We start from the raw sequence: 17,467 nt of genomic DNA, 5'->3' as shown, positions 1-17,467 counted from the left end.
TGGGCGCCACTGTCGCCGGCCGAACTCGCGGGCGAGGTGCGTGGCTTCACTCGGCCGTGGTGGGTCGTCGGGGGATGGGCGATCGAAGCCGCCACCGGTTTCCAGCGGGAGCACGAGGACACCGATATGTCGATCCTGGCGTGCGACGTGCCGGCGTTCGTCGAGTTCATGGCGGGGCGTTGGCACGTGTGGAACAACGTCGGTGGTGTGCTGCATCCGCTGGGGGAGCGCTGGCCGGACGTCGACGAACCGCGAAGTCAACTGTGGCTCCGGAAAAGCGCGAAAACCCCTTGGGTGCTTGATATTCCACTCACTCCGGACGAGAACGGCTTGTGGACCAACAAGTATCTATCCGGCCACACCACGGAGGTGGACCAACAAGTATCTATCCGGCCACACCACGGAGGTAGACGAGGTGACGTGGGTTGCCGAGGACGGGATCAGATACCTGCTGCCGGAGATCGTGCTGGTCTACAAGGCCCGGCTGCGTCGGCCGAAGGACGAACCGGACTTCGCTGCCACGCTGCCGACCCTGACCGAAGATCGTCGCGGCTGGATGCGGGACGCTCTGACGGCGGTAGTCCCCGGCCACCCCTGGATCGAGCAGCTGTGACCTCACGCCGGGAGGTGAGTCGGATGTCGCTGAAGCTGCGCCTCGCCCGCGGGTTGATCGCTGATGTTGTGCTCGTGGTCATCATCACGACAGTTGCGTGCGTGAAGGCTGGATCGACGGGCCGGGACCTAATGCAGGATTTCCTCGCGTATGCCGCGACGGCCTTCGCGGCCTGGCTCGGATATTGCGTCCTGGCAACGGTGTTCGCGCGCATGCTGCGGATCCCACCGGAGCTGCCCGCGGTCTACTGGTTGCTCTGGGTGGTCTCCTGGGTTCTGTTGTTGCTGCTCCTCATGGCTAGTTTCTCCACGTCGCTGGGCAGCGACGACCTCAGGACCTTGGCATTGGGGGCAATGCTCCTGGCGCTCTATGCGTCGACAATCGCCGGCATCTTCCACGCGATCGATGCCGCGCGGAACGTTCAGTAGCGACGTCCTCCGCCACGCACCAAGCGCTGGATGTCATCGGCGACTTTCGCGGCGGTCTCGTACACGAACCCGGCGCTTCGGCGCGTTGGCGGTGGTGTCGATGCGCAGAGCCGCCGCCATCGCGAGATCGAGCATGTTGTCACGCACGTCGTGGCGCGTCCTCCAACTGCGGTGATCCCAGGTCTCGCCGCTGAGATCGTCTCCCGCGTAGAGCAATTGGGCCAATGGCACACCTCGGAACTGAGCAACAGCCGCGATGGAAGCCGCCTCCATCTCCACCGTCATGCACCCTTCATCGCGACGAGCGGCAATCTTGCCCGGAGTCTCCCGGAAGACACCGTCCGTCGTCCAGGTGCGCCCCTCTACATACGTGACCCCATGCTCGTCCAGGACACCCCGGAGCAACGCCACCGCACCTGGATCCGCGTCCACGGCTCGACCCGGTGGCAGGTAGTGGTGGGACAAACCCTCGTCCCGCAACGCCGAGGTGACCAGGACGAGGTGCCCGACGGTGAGGTCCCGGCGCAGACTGCCCGCGCCGCCGCATGCGACGAAGGATCGACAGCCGAATGCGATCAGTTCCTCGAGCAGAGCACCGGCTGCGGTGCCGGACACCGGCATGGGCACCATGCCGAGACGCTGGCCGGCCACGTCGACCTCGAACAACGGATGAGGGCCGTCCTCCCAGCGGTTCTCGACGACTTGATGCCCGTCGAGCCGCGTGATGAGACGCCCGATCGCATCATGGAACCAGGACAGGACGCAGGCATGCGGCACATCGGTCGCGGATCGAAGCGCGCTCGGCTCGATAAAAGCCGCCCTGTTCTCGTCGAACTCCAGCAGCGGGCTTTCTGGTTGCCGGTCCTGATCCATGGCGTCACCCAAGCAGCATCGGATGTGAATGGCGACCCCGTATTCGGGGGAGTGCAGCACGAGGGCGAGGCTTGTGGTGAACAGCGGAGAAAACCCTACGGGTAGCCGCGGAACAGGTTTCAGTTAGCCGCCGAATGACGAGCCGGCTCGGCTGAGCGCCTGAGTTCGCGCCTGCCTCCGACAAGCGTTATCCAGCGCCGCAACGCCGTCCGGTACGCAGTGCTGTAGCTTCCAGCTGGCTGCGAGTCGACGAAGTCGGCGTGACTCAACAGGCTAATGCGTGTGTACAGCCTGCCGCTCGGAGTGAGGACGCACCAGAGCCTCGTTGAGGTGCCAAGGAACTTGAGTTGCAACCTGCGCTTGTCCGAACCAATTCGCAACCGCGACGTTGAATCAGTGAAACGCCCGGCCATCGTTCGCTTCCTCCGTCTGAGCCCGCACTGCAATAGCGCTCGAGGTCACCGTCGGCGTTCGGAGCCGGAGAGTAGGGGACGGTCACGAGCAAACTCGCCGATTCATGGTCGCAGGTGCCACCGACAGTGATTACTTGACATAATGTAGATTATCGGCGGTTGTTCAGTTGCCCAGCGTCCGAGCGACCACACGGCTCTCGGTGAGGAATCGTTGTGTCGCCGCTTGCCGTTGCCGAAACGAAACCCTCGACGCCTGACCCGCAGGTGCTCACGGTCTCAGTCGACCGGCACAGTCGGCCATTCTGCGGCGGACGTCCCCGTCGCCCGTCTCGCAGCGGCAGGGAATAGGGACGCAAACGTTTCCTGCAGCGCCTTTTCGCGGCTTTGCCCGAGCCGGTCGAGGTTGCGCAACGTCTCCTCGATCGTCTCTACCCCAGCCTGTGGATAGTCAGAGCCAAATACCAGGTGATCTTCGCCGACCATCGCGACGGCCGGGGTTATCGACGCGGGCCCTCCACCGATTGCCGTGTCCAAGTAGAGGTGAGCGAGTTGCTCTCGTAGTTGCGTTGCGGTGAGCTTGTGTGGATTTGCCACCCAGCTCTGCACTCCGAGCATCGTAATTCGGTCGGAGAGTGCCGGCAGCACGCCGCCGGCATGCGCCAGAATCATCGCCAGCCCCGGATGCCGCAGGAACAGCCCGCTGAAGATCGCGTCTAGCGCAGTGCGTGCTGTGTCGACCGGATACTCGAAGAGAGGACCTGGACGGCCCAGTCCAACCATGTCGAACGCCGGGGGCAGTGTGGGATGAACGAACACCGGTAGGCCGCGTCGCTCCAACTCAGCGAAAACAGGCTCGAAGCGCGGATCGCCCAGGTAGCAGCCGTCGTAGTTGCTCGCGATCGCAAACCCGTCGGCCGCCAGCTCTTCGTCGGCTTGAACGACTTCTGCAAGAGCGCTGTCGGTGTCTGCCAGGGGCAATGCGGCCAGCAGGCCGAAGCGGTCAGGACGCTTTGCGACGATCTCCGCGGCTTGGCCGTTCCAGTCATGCGCCTCAGACGGACTCAACGCACCGGGTATGGAGAGCAGTTGGAGGGCGATGTCGTGTGCGTCCATGAATTGCAACGCGCCTTCGACACTCCAGCCGGCTCCAGGGACGCGGCCCGCGAAACCTTCCTTGACAATCAATTCATGTGTCATGCGTTCAGCGCGCGCGCCGGTGCAGGCAACGACCGCATGTGCGTGAACGTCGAGTTTTCCCATGGTTCGTTCCTCGTCCTGGCGGTTCGGTCTGGGCTCACGACTTGCCGGGCGCGACGATTCGGCCCTCGACCTCGAGGAGCTCTCGGCCGTCGGCCTCGTACCCGATGGCGGGCTGTACTAGGGCGTGCTGGGCACGACAACGGAGTCTCGCCAGACACATTGCAGCGGGTTAACTTCGGCGAAGCTAACCGCCCCGGGTCGTCAATCGATGTGGCCGATCAGTACGTCTAGCGACCTACTTTCCTGTGCCGCATACAACCCAACTATTAATCGTTCCGTTCCGCTCAAGCGGTCCGACCCCCCCCCGTGGCTATATGCAATGTTCAATATATCGCCACAGATGTGCGTCCTCAGGGGCTGCGGCTGCCGGCTCAGTTGATGATCTCCGCGTTGCTCTCGTGCAGCGCCGCGAGCCGCTCCCGCCATACCTGCAGCGCCTCGGGGGTGAGGCGAGGCCAGTCGTCCACCTCGCGCACGATGCGCAGCGGTTCAGTGCTGCGGTATGACCGCGTCGGGTTGCCGGGAAACTTCCGGTCGGTGACGTTCGGGTCGTTCTCGAACTCCCCCGTCGGCTCGACCTCGTAGACATGCGGATGCCACGAATCATCATGCATGGCAGCGATTTCGGCGGCCAAGCCGGCGCCGTCCGGCAATGCGGTGAAGTAGATGTGGTTCATCACAACCTCGGGCCGGTAGTTCGATCGGTGCCCTGCGGTCAGCAGCTCGCCGGCCTGCAGCGCGGCCCGCGTGCCATGAAAGAACGGACCCTCGTCCAATACGTCGCTCACGGCAGCCAAATATATGGCGCACGGCAAACCACCACCGGCGCCCGAATCGGAGCACACTGACGAAATCCCCACCAAAGGAGCCCGTCATGCACGTCTGGAAGTCCCTCACCGCGGTCAGTGCCATCGCCCTGGCCACCGCAATCTCACCGGCAGCCACTGCCGCGGCTCCCGCCACGAAGCCGGCCATCCCGACCGCGCCGACCAGCGGCGCGTGCGCGTTCACCCCTTTGGCGGACCAGACGTACTCAACCTTCGTCGGACTCCCCCCAGATCCGAAAACTGCTAACACACAAGGCAATTCGACACTGACGCTGAAGACCAACCGCGGCGACATCCCGCTGGTGCTCGACCGTTCTGCGGCGCCATGCGCAGTCCGGAGTATGACGTTCCTCGCGCACCAGAAGTACTACGACGGCACCAAATGCCACCGGCTCACGGCATACCAGACACCGCCATACGCCCTGTCGGTGTTGCAATGCGGTGATCCCCTCGGCACCGGCTGGGGCGACCCCGGCTACTCGTTCAAGGACGAGCTCGGCTCGGCCAACGCGCTGCCCAACTGGCCCGGCTTCCCCGACGGCAGCCGCAAGGTCTACCCACGCGGCACGCTCGCGATGGCCAACGGCGGCCCGGACACCAACGGCAGCCAATTCTTTCTCGTGTATGCCGATTCGCGACTCCGCCCCGACTACACCGTCTTCGGCCACGTCACACCCGAGGGCATGAAGGTGCTCGACCAGGTCGCCGCCGGCGGCATCGACCCCGGCGCGGACGGCACGCCGGAAGACGGCTCCCCCAAGCTGACCACGATCATCGAACGAGCCAAGAGCGGCCGGTGATCAGCCCACCACCGCGTGCGCCGCACCCGCGCAGGCGCACGCGGACAGCACGCTCACGAACGTGCCGATGATGAATCGCTCCGCAACCGCTGGTTGTTCGCCTGATTTTAGTTCGGGGTAGCGACCCAGCCCCTTGACGGCGAGCACGATCGCAATGGACTCCGGCCAGCCCGCGACCAATCCTGCAAAGATCGCCACGCGCTCAAGCGCGCCGATCCACATGCCGCCGCGCAGGATCGACCCGGCATCCTGCAACGAGTGTGTCGCGTCCTCGGCGCCACTCGCCTCAACGAGACGGAAGACGCCGATGGTCGCGACCGCTCCGAGCACGACCGCGGCAAGACCGAACCCGGCGACGACGAGTGCATCCAGCATGGCGTCGAACCTAACCGTCCGCACCGACGACGTCGTCGAGGCGGCTCCGAGCCGCCTCGAGAAGTATGACCGCCAGGCGGCGACCCGCCGCGCCTTCCTCCCGCCCCGCAGCGCGCAGCCGCTGGCTCAGCGCGGACGGCGTAATGCCGAGCGCAGCTGCGGCCGTCTGCTGATCGGTGGCGTCCCGCACCACGGCGACCGCCTCCCACCCGGCGGTCGTGCGCCGGCGCCACAACGTGCGCAGCAGCCACAACGCCGCCTGCAGTTGGTCCACTTCGCGCACGCCCGACACGGCTGCATCCACACATAGGTCCTGCGGTGCGGATCGCGAAGCCGTGAGCGCGCGCCGGGCCGCGACGAAGGCCGGGCCGTTCGCCGTGCGTACGTCCCTCGGGACCGGCGCATCCACGGAGCCGAGACCGACGCCGATGCGCCACTCCCCTACGCGCGACAACGTCTCCACCACCTCGATGGCCTGCTCCGAACTCACGATCAGTCCCTGGATCTCGTCGCCCGCCTGTTGCGCGAACGCTCGCGCCCCGCGCCCGTGCACGACCGGCCGCAGCTGCTCGAGGGTCTCTGCCACCGGTGCGACGCCACGGCGGCTGCCGATCTGGTCCGCGGTGATCACGACGAGAGACTTCATGACTTAGAATGTAGCAAATTCCCTTCATGATGCCTATTGAAGACACGAACCTTGATGCCGCGAGTCGGCGCGAGCCCGCTCAGTGCCGATCGTCGTAGGCTGGGTCGATGGACCCGGTTTCGGCCGCGTTCGCGGCCATGCCTCGGGAGCTGTTCCTGCCCAGTGCGGTGCGCGGTCGAGCGTCGTACGACGGACCATTGCAGATCGGGCACGGCCAGACCAACTCTCAGCCCCGCACCGTGGCGGACATGCTCCGACTGCTCGAGGTGCGACCCGGCCAGCGGGTGCTCGACGTCGGGTCGGGATCCGGGTGGACCACCGCGCTGCTGGCTCACCTGACCGGCGTCACCGGCCGGGTGCGAGGTGTCGAGCGCATCCCCGAGCTCGTCACCACCGGATCGGCCGCTCTCGAACGGACACGACAGCCCTGGGCGACGATCGAGGCTGCCACGGACGGGGTGCTCGGACTCCCCCGGGATGCGCCCTTCGACCGCATCCTGGTGTCGGCGGGAGCTGCGACGTTGCCGGAAACTCTTGTGGATCAACTTGATTCGCAAGGCGTGCTCGTCATCCCGGTCGACAGCGTCATGCTGCGCGTCACGCGTTCGGCAAGCGGCGAGATCGCGCGCAGTGAGCACGGCCGCTACTCCTTCGTGCCGCTGATCGACTGAGGACGGCCGGCACATCAGCACCACGGGCATATCGGCCGCCATCCGGGCGTTCCACCAAGCGTGACGGAGGTTCTCGACGCGCTGGTCATCGGCGCCGGCCAGGCGGGGCTGTCCGCGTCCCACCATCTCAAGCGGCTGGGCATCGACCACGTCGTGCTCGACGCCGATGCCGGCCCCGGAGGGGCGTGGCAGCACCGGTGGGACTCGTTGACGATGCTGGACGTGCATGGCGTCGCCGACCTGCCGGACGCACCGGCGCCGGGTGGCTCCGCGGACCGCGCCAATGTCGTCATACCGTCGTGGTTTGCCGAATACGAGCAGCACCAACGCCTTCCGGTGATCCGGCCGGTCCGGGTCGACGCGGTGCGCGACGATCCGGATGACCCGGCACTCCTGCAGATCAGCTCCGGTGATCGGGTATGGCGCAGCCGTACGCTGATCAACGCGACCGGCACCTGGAGTCGGCCCTTCATCCCCCGCTACCCCGGTCAGGCGTCCTTCGCCGGGGAACAGTGGCACACCGCCGACTACCCGGGCCGGCAGCACCTCGCGGGGCGACGCGTCGTCGTGGTCGGCGGCGGGGCCTCCGCCATACAGTTCCTGGGCGAGCTCGCGCCGGTCGCCGACACGATCTGGGTGACCCGTCGCCCGCCGGTATGGCGCACCGAGGGCTTCTCACCGGAAGCCGGACTCGACGCCGTCACGGCTGTCGCCGAGCGAGTGACGCAGGGACTCCCGCCGGCAAGTGTCGTCAGCGTGACTGGCCTTGCCCTCCGTCCGCAGGAACAAGAGGCGGCCCGTCTCGGTGCATATGAACGGCGCGCGATGTTCGAACGCATCGAGCCGAACGGAATCCGTTGGGCTGACGGTACATTCGAGAAGGTCGACGTCATCCTGTGGGCCACCGGCTTCCGACCGGCAGTCACACATCTCGCACCCCTGCACTTGCGGTCACCGCTCGGTGGCATCGCCCTGGAGATGCCGGCACACGGCGGACCGCAGGCCGCCACGACGGCCGCACTCGACGCGCGCGTCCAGCTGGTCGGTTACGGCCCGTCGGCGAGCACGATCGGCGGCAACCGTGCCGGCCGAGCGGCCGCGACCGCGGTGCGGCGTTACCTGCGCGGTGCGCGGGACGAGTCGGCCGGGCTGATCGCCTGACCCGCGTCGATCCAGTAACCCCGGGTCTCGCCAACCGGATGCCACGCCCTACTTCTTCACGTATGACGAAAGATGCTGCCCGGTCAGGGTTTTCGCCTGTGCGACGAGCTTCTCCGGGATGCCCTCGAACACCACCTGGCCACCGTCATGGCCCGCCCCAGGTCCGAGATCGACGATCCAATCCGCGTGCGCCATCACCGCCTGATGGTGCTCGATGACGATGACCGACTTGCCCGAGTCGACCAGCCGGTCGAGCAGGTCGAGCAACTGCTCGACATCGGCCAGGTGCAGTCCGGTGGTCGGCTCGTCGAGCACGTAGATGTCGCCCTTGTCACCCAACTGGCTGGCCAGCTTCAGGCGCTGCCGCTCTCCGCCGGACAGAGTGGTCAGCGGCTGGCCGAGGGTGACATAGCCGAGCCCGACGTCGACCAGTCGTTCCGCGATCCTGTGCGCGGCCGGCAGCCGTCCGTCACCGTCCCCGAAGAAGCGCTCCGCCTCCTCCGCCGACATGGCGAGCACTTGGCTGATGTCCTTGCCCCCGAAGGTGTAGTCGAGCACCGCGGGCTGGAACCGTTTGCCGTCGCACACCTCACACGGCGTGGCCACGCCGGCCATCATCGCCAAGTCGGTGTAGACGACGCCTGCCCCCTTGCAGTTGGGGCACGCTCCTTCCGAGTTTGCACTGAACAGAGCAGGTTTTACTCCGTTCTCCTTGGCGAAGGCCTTCCGGATCGGCTCCAGCAGCCCGGTGTAGGTTGCCGGGTTGCTGCGTCGCGACCCGCGGATCGCCGACTGGTCGATCGTCACCACGCCGTCCTGCGACGACACCGAGCCGTTGATCAGCGAGCTCTTGCCCGACCCGGCCACACCGGTGATCACGCACAACACCCCGAGCGGGATGTCGACGTCCACCGAGCGCAGATTGTGCGCGTCGGCGCCACGCACCTCGAGCGCACCGGTCGGCTCGCGCACCGCGTCCTTGAGAGCCGACCGGTCGTCCAGGTGTCGACCGGTCAGGGTATCGCTCGCGCGCAGACCATCGACCGTGCCCTCGAAGACCACGTGGCCACCGTCACCGCCCGCACCCGGACCGAGATCCACGACATGATCGGCGATCGCGATCGCCTCGGGCTTGTGCTCGACGACGAGCACCGTGTTTCCCTTGTCCCGCAACTGGATCAGGAGCTCGTTCATCCGCTGGATGTCATGCGGGTGCAGCCCGATGGTTGGCTCGTCGAAGACGTAGGTGACATCGGTGAGCGACGACCCGAGATGCCGGATCATCTTGGTGCGCTGTGCCTCTCCCCCGGACAGCGTGCCCGACGGCCGGTCCAGGCTCAGGTAACCCAGGCCCACCTGCACGAAGGAGTCGAGCGTCTCACGCAGCGCCTCGAGCAGCGGCGCCACCGACGAGTCGTCGAGGGTTCGCACCCATTCGGCAAGGTCGCTGATCTGCATCGCCGCGGCGTCGGCGATGTTGATGCCCTTGATCTTCGAGGAGCGCGCTTCTGGGTTGAGGCGTGTGCCGTCGCACTCCGGACAGGTGGTGAAAGTTATTGCCTTGTCGACGAATGCGCGAATGTGCGGCTGCATCGACTCGCGGTCCTTGCTGAGCATCGATTTCTGGATCTTGGGGATCAGGCCCTCATAGGTGAGGTTGATGCCGTCGACCTTGATCTTCGTCGGCTCCTTGTGCAGCAGGCCGTCGAGCTCCCGCTTGGTGAACTTCTTGATCGGCTTGTCGGGGTCGAAGAATCCGCTGCCGCGCAGGATGCGTCCCTGCCAGCCGTCCATGCTGTAACCCGGGATCTTCAGCGCGCCGTCGTTGAGCGAGAGATTCTCGTCATACAGCGCCGTCAGGTCGAAGTCGGTCACGCTGCCGCGCCCTTCGCAGCGTGGGCACATGCCGCCCTGGATGCTGAACTCGCGCCGCTCCTTGACCGTGCGGCCGGCCTTCTCGACGGTCAGCGCACCGGCACCACTGACTGATGCAATGTTGAAGGAGAAGGCACGGGAAGATCCGATGTAGGGCTTTCCCAGTCGGGAGAAGAGGATTCGCAGCATCGCCAACGCATCGGTGGCGGTGCCGACGGTCGATCGAGGGTCGGACCCCATGCGCTCCTGGTCGACGATGATCGCCGTGGTCAGACCAGAGAGTACGTCGACGTCCGGCCGGGCGAGGGTGGGCATGAAGCCCTGGACGAACGCGCTGTACGTCTCGTTGATCAGCCGCTGCGACTCGGCGGCGATCGTGCCGAACACCAAGGAGCTCTTACCGGAGCCCGAAACACCCGTGAAGACCGTCAGCCGGCGCTTGGGCAGCTCGACGTCGACTTCCTTCAGGTTGTTCTCCCGGGCACCGTGCACCCGGATCACATCGTGGCTGTCGGCCGTTGGACGGTTGGCGGACACGGACTTGGCTGCTGTGGACTTGGCGGTCTTCGTCGGGCTCACGTGCCCGATCGTGCCATCGATCGCAGCGAACGACCACGCCGACGAGCGGCGATGAGTAAGGATGCGGACATGCCCCAACCACGACGGGAACTCGCCGCCACCTTCCAGCATGCCGGCGTCGCAGCGGCATACCGCGGACGTCCGCCCTATCCCGACGAGGCGATCGAGCTGCTGACGGATCTGGTGGAGCGGCCGGCCCGGGTGCTCGACATCGGCGCCGGCGAAGGCTCATTGGCCAGGCCGTTGGCTCCCCGCGTCGACGAGATCGTCGCGGTCGAGCTGTATGACGCCATGGTCTCTGCCGGCCGGACTCTTCCCGGAGGCGATGCGGCCAACCTGCACTGGGTCGTCGAACCCGTCGAAACCTTCACCGACACAGGTACTTTCGGTCTCGCCGTCGCAGGAGCGAGTCTGCACTGGTTCGACCTGCTGACCCTCCACCGCCGCCTGGCCGACTTGCTGGCACCGGGTGCGGTGCTCGCCGTCTGTGACCGCTGGGCCCGGTCGCCGCAGATCTCCGCCGGCCTCGCAGAGATCGTCCCGCGCTACTCGCGAGCCCCCGAATACGACGCCAGCTACTCCGCGACCGGCGACCTGGCAGCCCGCGGCCTCTGGCAGCAACACGGGTCTCGCACCACCAAGCCGGTCCCCTTCAGACAGAGTGTGTCCGACTTCATCGAGGGACTGCACTCGACCTCCACGCTGGCCCGGGAACTCATGACCGGCGATGAAGCCGACGCCTTCGACACCGATGTCCACCGCATCGCCGACCCGCTCGTAGATGACGACGGACTGCTCACCCTCCAGCTGACCAGCAGTGTCGTGTGGGGCGAACTCAGCGGGATTTCTTGACGATTCGCTTACCTTCGCTCACCCCACCCGTCGCCGAGTCGCGAGTAACGTCGAACGCACGTTCAAGGTCGGGTCTCCCCGGCCGCTTGAGGGAGGAATGCATGCGAACACGAATCGTCGTCGGCGCTCTGGCCGCCACCACCGCTCTGGCCCTGGGGGCGTCCGGCAGTGCGCAGGCCGCAGGTGCGATCGGCGCACCCGGAGCGGGAGACCCGTATTACCCGATGGACGGCAACGGCGGTTATGACGTCCAGCACTACGCCGTCGGCGTCAACTTCACCCCCGCCACCAAGATGCTGTATGGCGACACCACCGTGCGGGCGACGACGACGCAGAAACTGAAGCAATTCAACCTGGATTTGTATGGTTTGCAGGTTGACTCGGTGACAGTGAACGGTAAGAAGGCCTTCTGGACCCGCTCGGGCGTACATGAACTGGTGATCACCCCCGGCACACCGCTGGCCAAGAAGCAACAGTTCAACGTGCGGGTGAAGTATCACGGTGTGCCGATCGAGAGCTCGGGGCTGGACGACAACTCCGGTTGGCACACCTCGGTGACGGGAGGAGCCTTCGCCGCCAACGAGCCGCACTCGGCCGCCGGCTGGTACCCGGTCAACGACACCACCCGGGACAAGGCGACCTTCACGCTCAAGGCGACGGTGCCGAGCGAGTACAGCGTGATCAGCAACGGCATCGAGCAGCCGGCCAGGAAGGCCGGAGCCAACACCACCTACACCTGGGTCGAGAAGGACCCGATCATCGGCTACTTGACGACCATCGCGATCGACAAGTTCACCTACCTCAAGCAGAAGCGCAAGGACGGCACCCCGCTGGTGTCCGCGTTCGCGCCGGGCGCGGAGGACAAGATGGCCGACGAGAAGCGGCTGCCGGAGGTGCTCGACCTGCTCGAGCGCTACTTCGGCCCCTACCCGCAGTCGGCCGGTGGCGGGATCTTCGTCGCCGACCAGATCGGCTTCTCCCTGGAGACCCAGACGCGCCCGACCTATGCTGCGTGGGCCGACCTCGACACGATCGTGCACGAGCAGAGTCATCAGTGGTGGGGCGACACCATGTCCGTCGACACCTGGCGCGACGTCTGCATGAACGAGTGCTTCGCGTCATACGGCACCTGGCTGTGGGCGCAGGACAAGGATGGCGAGAACCTCGACACCGAATACTCCAAGGAGATGGCCGGGTTCGCCGACAGCACCCGATTCTGGTCAAATCCATTGTGGGACATGGGTGCCGGCAACGAGTTCAGCAACTCCTACACGCGCGGTCCGCTCTTCCTGCAGGCGCTGCGCCGCTACATCGGGGACGCTGCCTTCATCACCGTGCTGCGCAACTACACCCAGCTGCACAAGGGCGGCAACACCTCCATGCAAGAGTTCGAGCGGTATGTCGGCAAGGTCGCCAAGAAGGACGTGACGGACTTCTTCCAGGCATGGGTCTACGGGCGCAGCAAGCCCGACGACAAGTACATCTGGTTCGGTCCGTTCCAGAAGCCGGCGGCCAAGCAGGCGAAGGCGACTCCGCTGTTCGCCCCGGACAAGCGCTAGGTCGACAATGGGGCCGTGCAATGCGACTACTTCGACGCGGGCGCCTGCCGGTCGTGCTCCCTCATGGGGCAGCCGTATGACGCGCAGGTCGGCGACCTACAGTCCGCGGTAGCAGACGCACTGCACGACTTCGTCGCCACCGACCACTGGCTGACCCCCTTCCGCGGACCCGAGTCGCACTTCCGCAACAAGGCCAAGCTGGTGGTCGGTGGCACCCGCACGTCACCGACCTTCGGCATCCTCGACCACGCCGGCCGCGGCGTCGATCTAGGTGACTGCGGCCTGTACGAGCCCGGCCTGCACCGGACCATCGAGCACGTCGCCGCGTTCGTTGCCGAGGTCGGGCTCACGCCATACGACGTGCCGCGGCGCAGCGGGGAGCTGAAACACCTTCTGATCACACACTCCCCAGCCGGGGAGTCGATGGTGCGCTTCGTCCTCCGCTCCCCCGGCCAACTTCCTAAACTGCAGCGCGCAGTCCCCGAGCTCATCGACGCTGTACCCGGCGTGCGGGTGGTCACCGCCAACCTGCTGCCCGAACACAAGGCAGCGCTGGAGGGCGACACCGAGCTCACCCTCACCGAGCAGCAGAGCCTTGCCATGCCGGTCAACGACCGCACCCTGCACCTGCGGCCCGGGAGCTTCTTCCAGACCAACACCGCGGTTGCGGCGGGCCTCTACCGGCAAGTGGGCACGTGGGCGGAACGGCTGTCCCCCACCAGCGTCGCCGACCTGTTCTGCGGCGTGGGCGGCTTTGCGCTGCACGCTGCCGGCACGCCGCGCTCCCACCCGGAGCTGGTCCGCGGAGTGGAGTCATCAGCCGATGCCGTCGAGTCGGCCCGGTCCAGTGCTGCACAGCTACCTGAGCGAGACTCGCTGGGACACATCGAGTTCCACGTGGGTGATGCTCACCGCGAGCTGATGTCCGGGCAGGGGTCGACCGATCTGGTCATCGTGAATCCGCCGCGACGCGGCATCGGCGCCCTTGCCGCCGAACTGGAAAGGTCCTCGGTGCCACACGTGATCTACTCCAGTTGCAACGCCACCTCGCTCGCGAAGGATCTCGCGGGGATGCCGTCATACCGGGTGCAAGAAGCGCGGTTGTTCGACATGTTTCCGCAGACCCGCCATCACGAGGTGCTCGTCCGACTGGAGCGCGTGAAAGGCTGAGGCATGGCAACCGACACCACATTCGACGTCGCCGTCATCGGATTGGGTCCTGGCGGTGAACACCTCGCGGGAGAGCTGGCCACCCGCGGCCTGCGGGTGCTCGCCCTCGACGAGCGCCTGGTCGGCGGCGAATGTCCCTACTACGGCTGCATCCCATCCAAAATGATGCTGCGCGCGGCGGACTCGCTCTCCGAGGCACGCCGCACCGCCGAACTCGCCGGATCCGTGGGCGAGATCGAGCCCGACTGGTCGCTCGTGGCCCGCCGCATCCGGGATGAGGCAACCGACGACTGGGACGACCAGGTCGCGGTCGACCGGCTGACCGGCAAGGGCGCAACTGTCATCAAGGCGCGCGGCCGGATCGAGGGACCGGGCAGGGTGTCCGCCGACGGCGTCACCTACGACATCGAGCGGGCGATCGTGCTCAACACCGGCACCGCACCCGCAGTTCCCCCGATCGAGGGACTCACTGACGTTCCTTACTGGACCAATCGCGACTTCATGCGACTGGAGCGGCTGCCGAGCTCGCTGATCGTGCTCGGTGGCGGCGCGATCGGTTGCGAAATGGCCCAGGTTGCAGCACGTTTCGGCACCACAACGACAATCGTTGAAGGGTCGCCACGACTGAGTGGCCGGGACGAGCCGGAGGTCTCCGACCAGCTCGCGCAGGTCTTCGCCGAGGACGGCATCGACGTGAGGCTCGGGGCGGCAGTGCAGTCGGTCCGTGGTGACGACGAGTCGGTCACGGTGACTCTCGACGACGGCACCGAAGTCACCGCCGAGCGCATCCTCGTGGCGACCGGGCGGAGCCTCAACATCGCCGACATCGGGCTGGACGCCGTGGGTGTGACGGCCGAGCGGTCTGTCCCGGTGGACGAACGATGCCGCGTCACCGACGGCGTGTGGGCCATCGGCGACATCACCGGTCACGGACAGTTCACCCACGTCTCGATGTACGAAGCGGCGATCGCATTGCGCGACATCGCCGGGGAGGACGGCCCGCCCGCCGACTACCGCGCGCTCCCCCACGTGACCTTCACCGAGCCGGAGGTCGCCGGCGTCGGTATGACGGAGGCGGACGCCCGAAAGGCGTTGTCGCGCGTCGCAGTCGGGTCTACACCGGTGCCGGAGACCACCCGCGGCTGGATCGACGAGTTCGCCAATCAGGGCTTCATCAAAGTGGTTTCGGATGCTGAGCGCGGCGTGCTGGTCGGTGCGACCGTGATGGGGCCGCACGCCGGCGAGGTGATCGGCTGGCTCGCCGTCGCCGTGCACGGTGAGGTGCCGGTCGACAAGCTGCGCGCGATGATCTACGCCTACCCGACGATCCATCGCGGCATCGAGGTCGCGCTCGGCAATCTCGCCGAGGACTGACGGCTCAGCTCGCGCAGACCCCGGAGTCCGGCGAGCACTTGGCGGTTTCGGTCCGCAGCACAGCTCGCTGCACGGGGCGAGCCTCGTCATACTTTGCGGTGCCCTTCGCCGTCGCGGCGACGAAGATCGACCGCCGGTCGGCGGTGCACGTTGCCCGCTCCGCGAGCCCGTCCCGCTCCAGTCGGGTCACCAACCGGGACAGCGCCGACTGCGACAGATGCACGTGCTCGGCAAGGTCGGCCATCCGGACACTGCACTCGTCGGCAGTCGCCAGCTGCTCCAACACGTCGAATTCGCTTGAGCTGATCTCACATTCGGCCTGCAGTGCCCGGTCGAGCGCACAGGTGAGTCGCGCATAGTCGCCCATCAACTGATGCCAGTGGGCGGCCAACTCGTCATCCGTGCGCGCACTCATGAGCGGGATCTTATCACATGCACACGCATTAAATCCATGCGCAAATTATGTAGACACATTTAATGCAGGTGCATACGCTCGTCTCTCGTGACCACGACTCTCACCCCACCCACGTCACCCGCACCCCCCGTTACGTCCGACAGCGGTTGGTCGAGCCGCATCTGGCTGTTGCTCGTCGTGCTGTGCGGGGCACTCTTCCTCGACGGCCTTGATATCTCGATGGTCGGCGTCGCCCTTCCGTCCATCAAGACCGCTCTGGGCATGGACCCGTCGACCCTGCAATGGATCGTTTCGGCATACGTGCTCGGCTACGGCGGCCTGTTGCTGCTCGGCGGCCGCGCGTCCGACCTGCTCGGTCGACGCCGCGTCTTCCTCGCCGCGGTGCTCGTCTTCGGTGTCGCCTCAGTCATCAGCGCCGTTATCAGCATCGAACAGCTGCTGATCGCAATGCGATTCGTCAAGGGCATCGCCGCGGCCTTCACTGTCCCCGCGGGACTGTCGATCATCACCACAACCTTCGCCGAGGGGCGTGCGCGCAACAAGGCGTTCTCGATCTACACCGTGTGCGGAGCCTCCGGCTTCTCACTCGGGCTTGTCTTCGGCGGGCTGCTCACCGAAGTGTCTTGGCGCGCGACCCTGCTCTTCCCCGGCCCGATCGCCTTGGCATTGTTCGCAGTCGGTTGGCGGGTCCTGCCCCGCGTAGCCGCCGAACGACGCTTCCGGATGGCCGAGTTCGACGTCTTCGGTGCGGTCGCATCAACGCTGTCCGTGCTGATCCTGGTCTACACCGTCGTGCGAGCCCCAGAGACCGGCTGGGCCTCGGTGCAGACGCTCGGCCTGTTCGCCGCCTCCGCCCTGCTCGCGGTCACGTTCGTCGCGGTTGAGCTCAAGCACCCACACCCCCTGGTGCGCCTCGGGATCCTTCGGTCGCTTCGACTCCTCCACGCGAACATCTCCGGCTTCGTGATGTTCGGTGGCTACGCGGCGTTCCAATTCCTGGTGACCCTCTACGTGCAGGACTCCCTCGGCTGGAGCCCGATGGGCATGTCGCTGGCTTTCCTGCCGGCCGGGGTGCTCGTGGTGGCCTCGGCGACCAAAATCGATCGGCTGCTGGATCGGGTCAACACCACTGCCCTCGTCGGAGCCGGCCTGGCCGCGTTCCTCGCGGCATACGCATTATTCCTGCGCGTGCAGCCCGGCATGAGCTACTGGAACTTCCTCTTCCCGACGATCTTGCTGCTCGGCGTCGGTTTCGCCCTCACCTTCCCCGCGATCAACTCCCAGGCGACCGAAGGTGTCGACAGTGACGAACAGGGCCTCGCCTCCGGCCTGCTCAACACGTTCGTCCAGGTCGGTGGCGCGGTGATGATGGCGGTGGTCACCGCGATCACCGCCGGCGGCAGCGGCGGCATCCGATCCGGCGCACTGTTGCCCGGTATGACGACCGCGGTGGTCGTCATCCTCGGCCTGACCATTGCCGGATTCGCGTTCACCGTGTGGGTGCTGCGTGCCACCCGCAGCCGGGATGACGCCCCGGCCCCGCAGGAGGCAAGTCTGCCGCGATAATGACGGCCGA

General features: G+C 66.2%; 17 protein-coding genes. 10 read left to right on the top strand and 7 right to left on the bottom strand.

Annotation, left to right across the window (positions count from 1 at the left end):
* Nucleotides 1–415 precede the first annotated feature (415 nt).
* The gene (locus tag N2M23_RS14660) at nucleotides 416–613 is read left to right on the top strand and encodes a hypothetical protein (RefSeq protein ID WP_265446463.1); all 198 of its coding nucleotides are present in this window, start codon (nucleotides 416–418) and stop codon (nucleotides 611–613) included.
* 23 nt (nucleotides 614–636) lie between these two features.
* A complete protein-coding gene (locus N2M23_RS14655) occupies nucleotides 637–1,041 on the top strand; it encodes a hypothetical protein (protein WP_265446461.1) in 405 nt (134 codons plus the stop codon).
* Between the two features lie 33 nt (nucleotides 1,042–1,074).
* Here N2M23_RS14655 and N2M23_RS14650 read toward each other — a convergent pair whose 3' ends face one another.
* From N2M23_RS14650 to arr, 3 genes are all read right to left on the bottom strand, one after another.
* A complete protein-coding gene (locus N2M23_RS14650; RefSeq protein ID WP_265446459.1) occupies nucleotides 1,075–1,914 on the bottom strand; it encodes a nucleoside phosphorylase in 840 nt (279 codons plus the stop codon).
* 689 nt (nucleotides 1,915–2,603) lie between these two features.
* The gene (locus N2M23_RS14645; protein WP_265446457.1) at nucleotides 2,604–3,587 is read right to left on the bottom strand and encodes an amidohydrolase family protein; all 984 of its coding nucleotides are present in this window, start codon (nucleotides 3,585–3,587) and stop codon (nucleotides 2,604–2,606) included.
* Between the two features lie 371 nt (nucleotides 3,588–3,958).
* Nucleotides 3,959–4,375 (bottom strand): NAD(+)--rifampin ADP-ribosyltransferase, encoded by a 417-nt coding sequence (gene arr / locus N2M23_RS14640; RefSeq protein ID WP_265446455.1) that lies wholly within the window; start codon nucleotides 4,373–4,375, stop codon nucleotides 3,959–3,961.
* A gap of 86 nt (nucleotides 4,376–4,461) precedes the next feature.
* On the opposite strand from arr, the gene N2M23_RS14635 reads away from it, so the two are divergent.
* Nucleotides 4,462–5,214: a peptidylprolyl isomerase gene (locus tag N2M23_RS14635; protein WP_265446453.1), complete on the top strand. Its 753-nt coding sequence runs from the start codon at nucleotides 4,462–4,464 to the stop codon at nucleotides 5,212–5,214.
* On the opposite strand, the gene N2M23_RS14630 is transcribed toward N2M23_RS14635, so the two are convergent.
* Nucleotides 5,215–5,589, bottom strand: a complete 375-nt coding sequence (locus N2M23_RS14630; protein WP_265446452.1) for a hypothetical protein — start codon at nucleotides 5,587–5,589, stop codon at nucleotides 5,215–5,217.
* A 10-nt stretch (nucleotides 5,590–5,599) separates the two neighbouring features.
* Entirely contained in the window at nucleotides 5,600–6,235 is a 636-nt protein-coding gene (locus N2M23_RS14625; RefSeq protein WP_265446450.1) for a SatD family protein, read from the bottom strand.
* A gap of 107 nt (nucleotides 6,236–6,342) precedes the next feature.
* Here N2M23_RS14625 and N2M23_RS14620 point away from each other — a divergent pair, with 107 nt between their 5' ends.
* Both N2M23_RS14620 and N2M23_RS14615 read left to right on the top strand, forming a co-directional pair.
* The gene (locus N2M23_RS14620; RefSeq protein ID WP_265446449.1) at nucleotides 6,343–6,906 is read left to right on the top strand and encodes a protein-L-isoaspartate O-methyltransferase family protein; all 564 of its coding nucleotides are present in this window, start codon (nucleotides 6,343–6,345) and stop codon (nucleotides 6,904–6,906) included.
* 60 nt (nucleotides 6,907–6,966) lie between these two features.
* Entirely contained in the window at nucleotides 6,967–8,067 is a 1,101-nt protein-coding gene (locus tag N2M23_RS14615; RefSeq protein WP_265446447.1) for an NAD(P)-binding domain-containing protein, read from the top strand.
* A 48-nt stretch (nucleotides 8,068–8,115) separates the two neighbouring features.
* Here N2M23_RS14615 and N2M23_RS14610 read toward each other — a convergent pair whose 3' ends face one another.
* On the bottom strand, nucleotides 8,116–10,479 hold the full coding sequence (locus tag N2M23_RS14610) for an ATP-binding cassette domain-containing protein (protein WP_265446978.1): 2,364 nt from the start codon (nucleotides 10,477–10,479) through the stop codon (nucleotides 8,116–8,118).
* A gap of 111 nt (nucleotides 10,480–10,590) precedes the next feature.
* On the opposite strand from N2M23_RS14610, the gene N2M23_RS14605 reads away from it, so the two are divergent.
* From N2M23_RS14605 to N2M23_RS14590, 4 genes are all read left to right on the top strand, one after another.
* Nucleotides 10,591–11,373 carry a class I SAM-dependent methyltransferase gene (locus N2M23_RS14605; protein ID WP_265446445.1) on the top strand — a complete coding sequence of 261 codons (783 nt, stop codon included), beginning with the start codon at nucleotides 10,591–10,593 and terminating at the stop codon, nucleotides 11,371–11,373.
* A 101-nt stretch (nucleotides 11,374–11,474) separates the two neighbouring features.
* Nucleotides 11,475–12,932 (top strand): M1 family metallopeptidase, encoded by a 1,458-nt coding sequence (locus N2M23_RS14600; protein WP_265446443.1) that lies wholly within the window; start codon nucleotides 11,475–11,477, stop codon nucleotides 12,930–12,932.
* 15 nt (nucleotides 12,933–12,947) lie between these two features.
* Nucleotides 12,948–14,102, top strand: a complete 1,155-nt coding sequence (locus N2M23_RS14595; protein WP_265446440.1) for a methyltransferase domain-containing protein — start codon at nucleotides 12,948–12,950, stop codon at nucleotides 14,100–14,102.
* 3 nt (nucleotides 14,103–14,105) lie between these two features.
* Nucleotides 14,106–15,476, top strand: a complete 1,371-nt coding sequence (locus N2M23_RS14590) for a dihydrolipoyl dehydrogenase family protein (RefSeq protein ID WP_265446439.1) — start codon at nucleotides 14,106–14,108, stop codon at nucleotides 15,474–15,476.
* Between the two features lie 4 nt (nucleotides 15,477–15,480).
* On the opposite strand, the gene N2M23_RS14585 is transcribed toward N2M23_RS14590, so the two are convergent.
* Nucleotides 15,481–15,891 carry a MarR family winged helix-turn-helix transcriptional regulator gene (locus tag N2M23_RS14585; protein WP_265446437.1) on the bottom strand — a complete coding sequence of 137 codons (411 nt, stop codon included), beginning with the start codon at nucleotides 15,889–15,891 and terminating at the stop codon, nucleotides 15,481–15,483.
* A gap of 87 nt (nucleotides 15,892–15,978) precedes the next feature.
* On the opposite strand from N2M23_RS14585, the gene N2M23_RS14580 reads away from it, so the two are divergent.
* Complete coding sequence (locus N2M23_RS14580; protein WP_265446435.1) at nucleotides 15,979–17,457, top strand: MFS transporter; 1,479 nt, start codon at nucleotides 15,979–15,981, stop codon at nucleotides 17,455–17,457.
* Nucleotides 17,458–17,467 lie beyond the last annotated feature (10 nt).

It is taken from the genome of Flexivirga meconopsidis (assembly GCF_026162425.1).
GTDB classification, from domain to species: domain Bacteria; phylum Actinomycetota; class Actinomycetes; order Actinomycetales; family Dermatophilaceae; genus Flexivirga; species Flexivirga meconopsidis.
The sequence above is the reverse complement of the archived record's forward strand: the minus strand, read 5'-3'. Positions and strand labels throughout refer to the sequence as shown.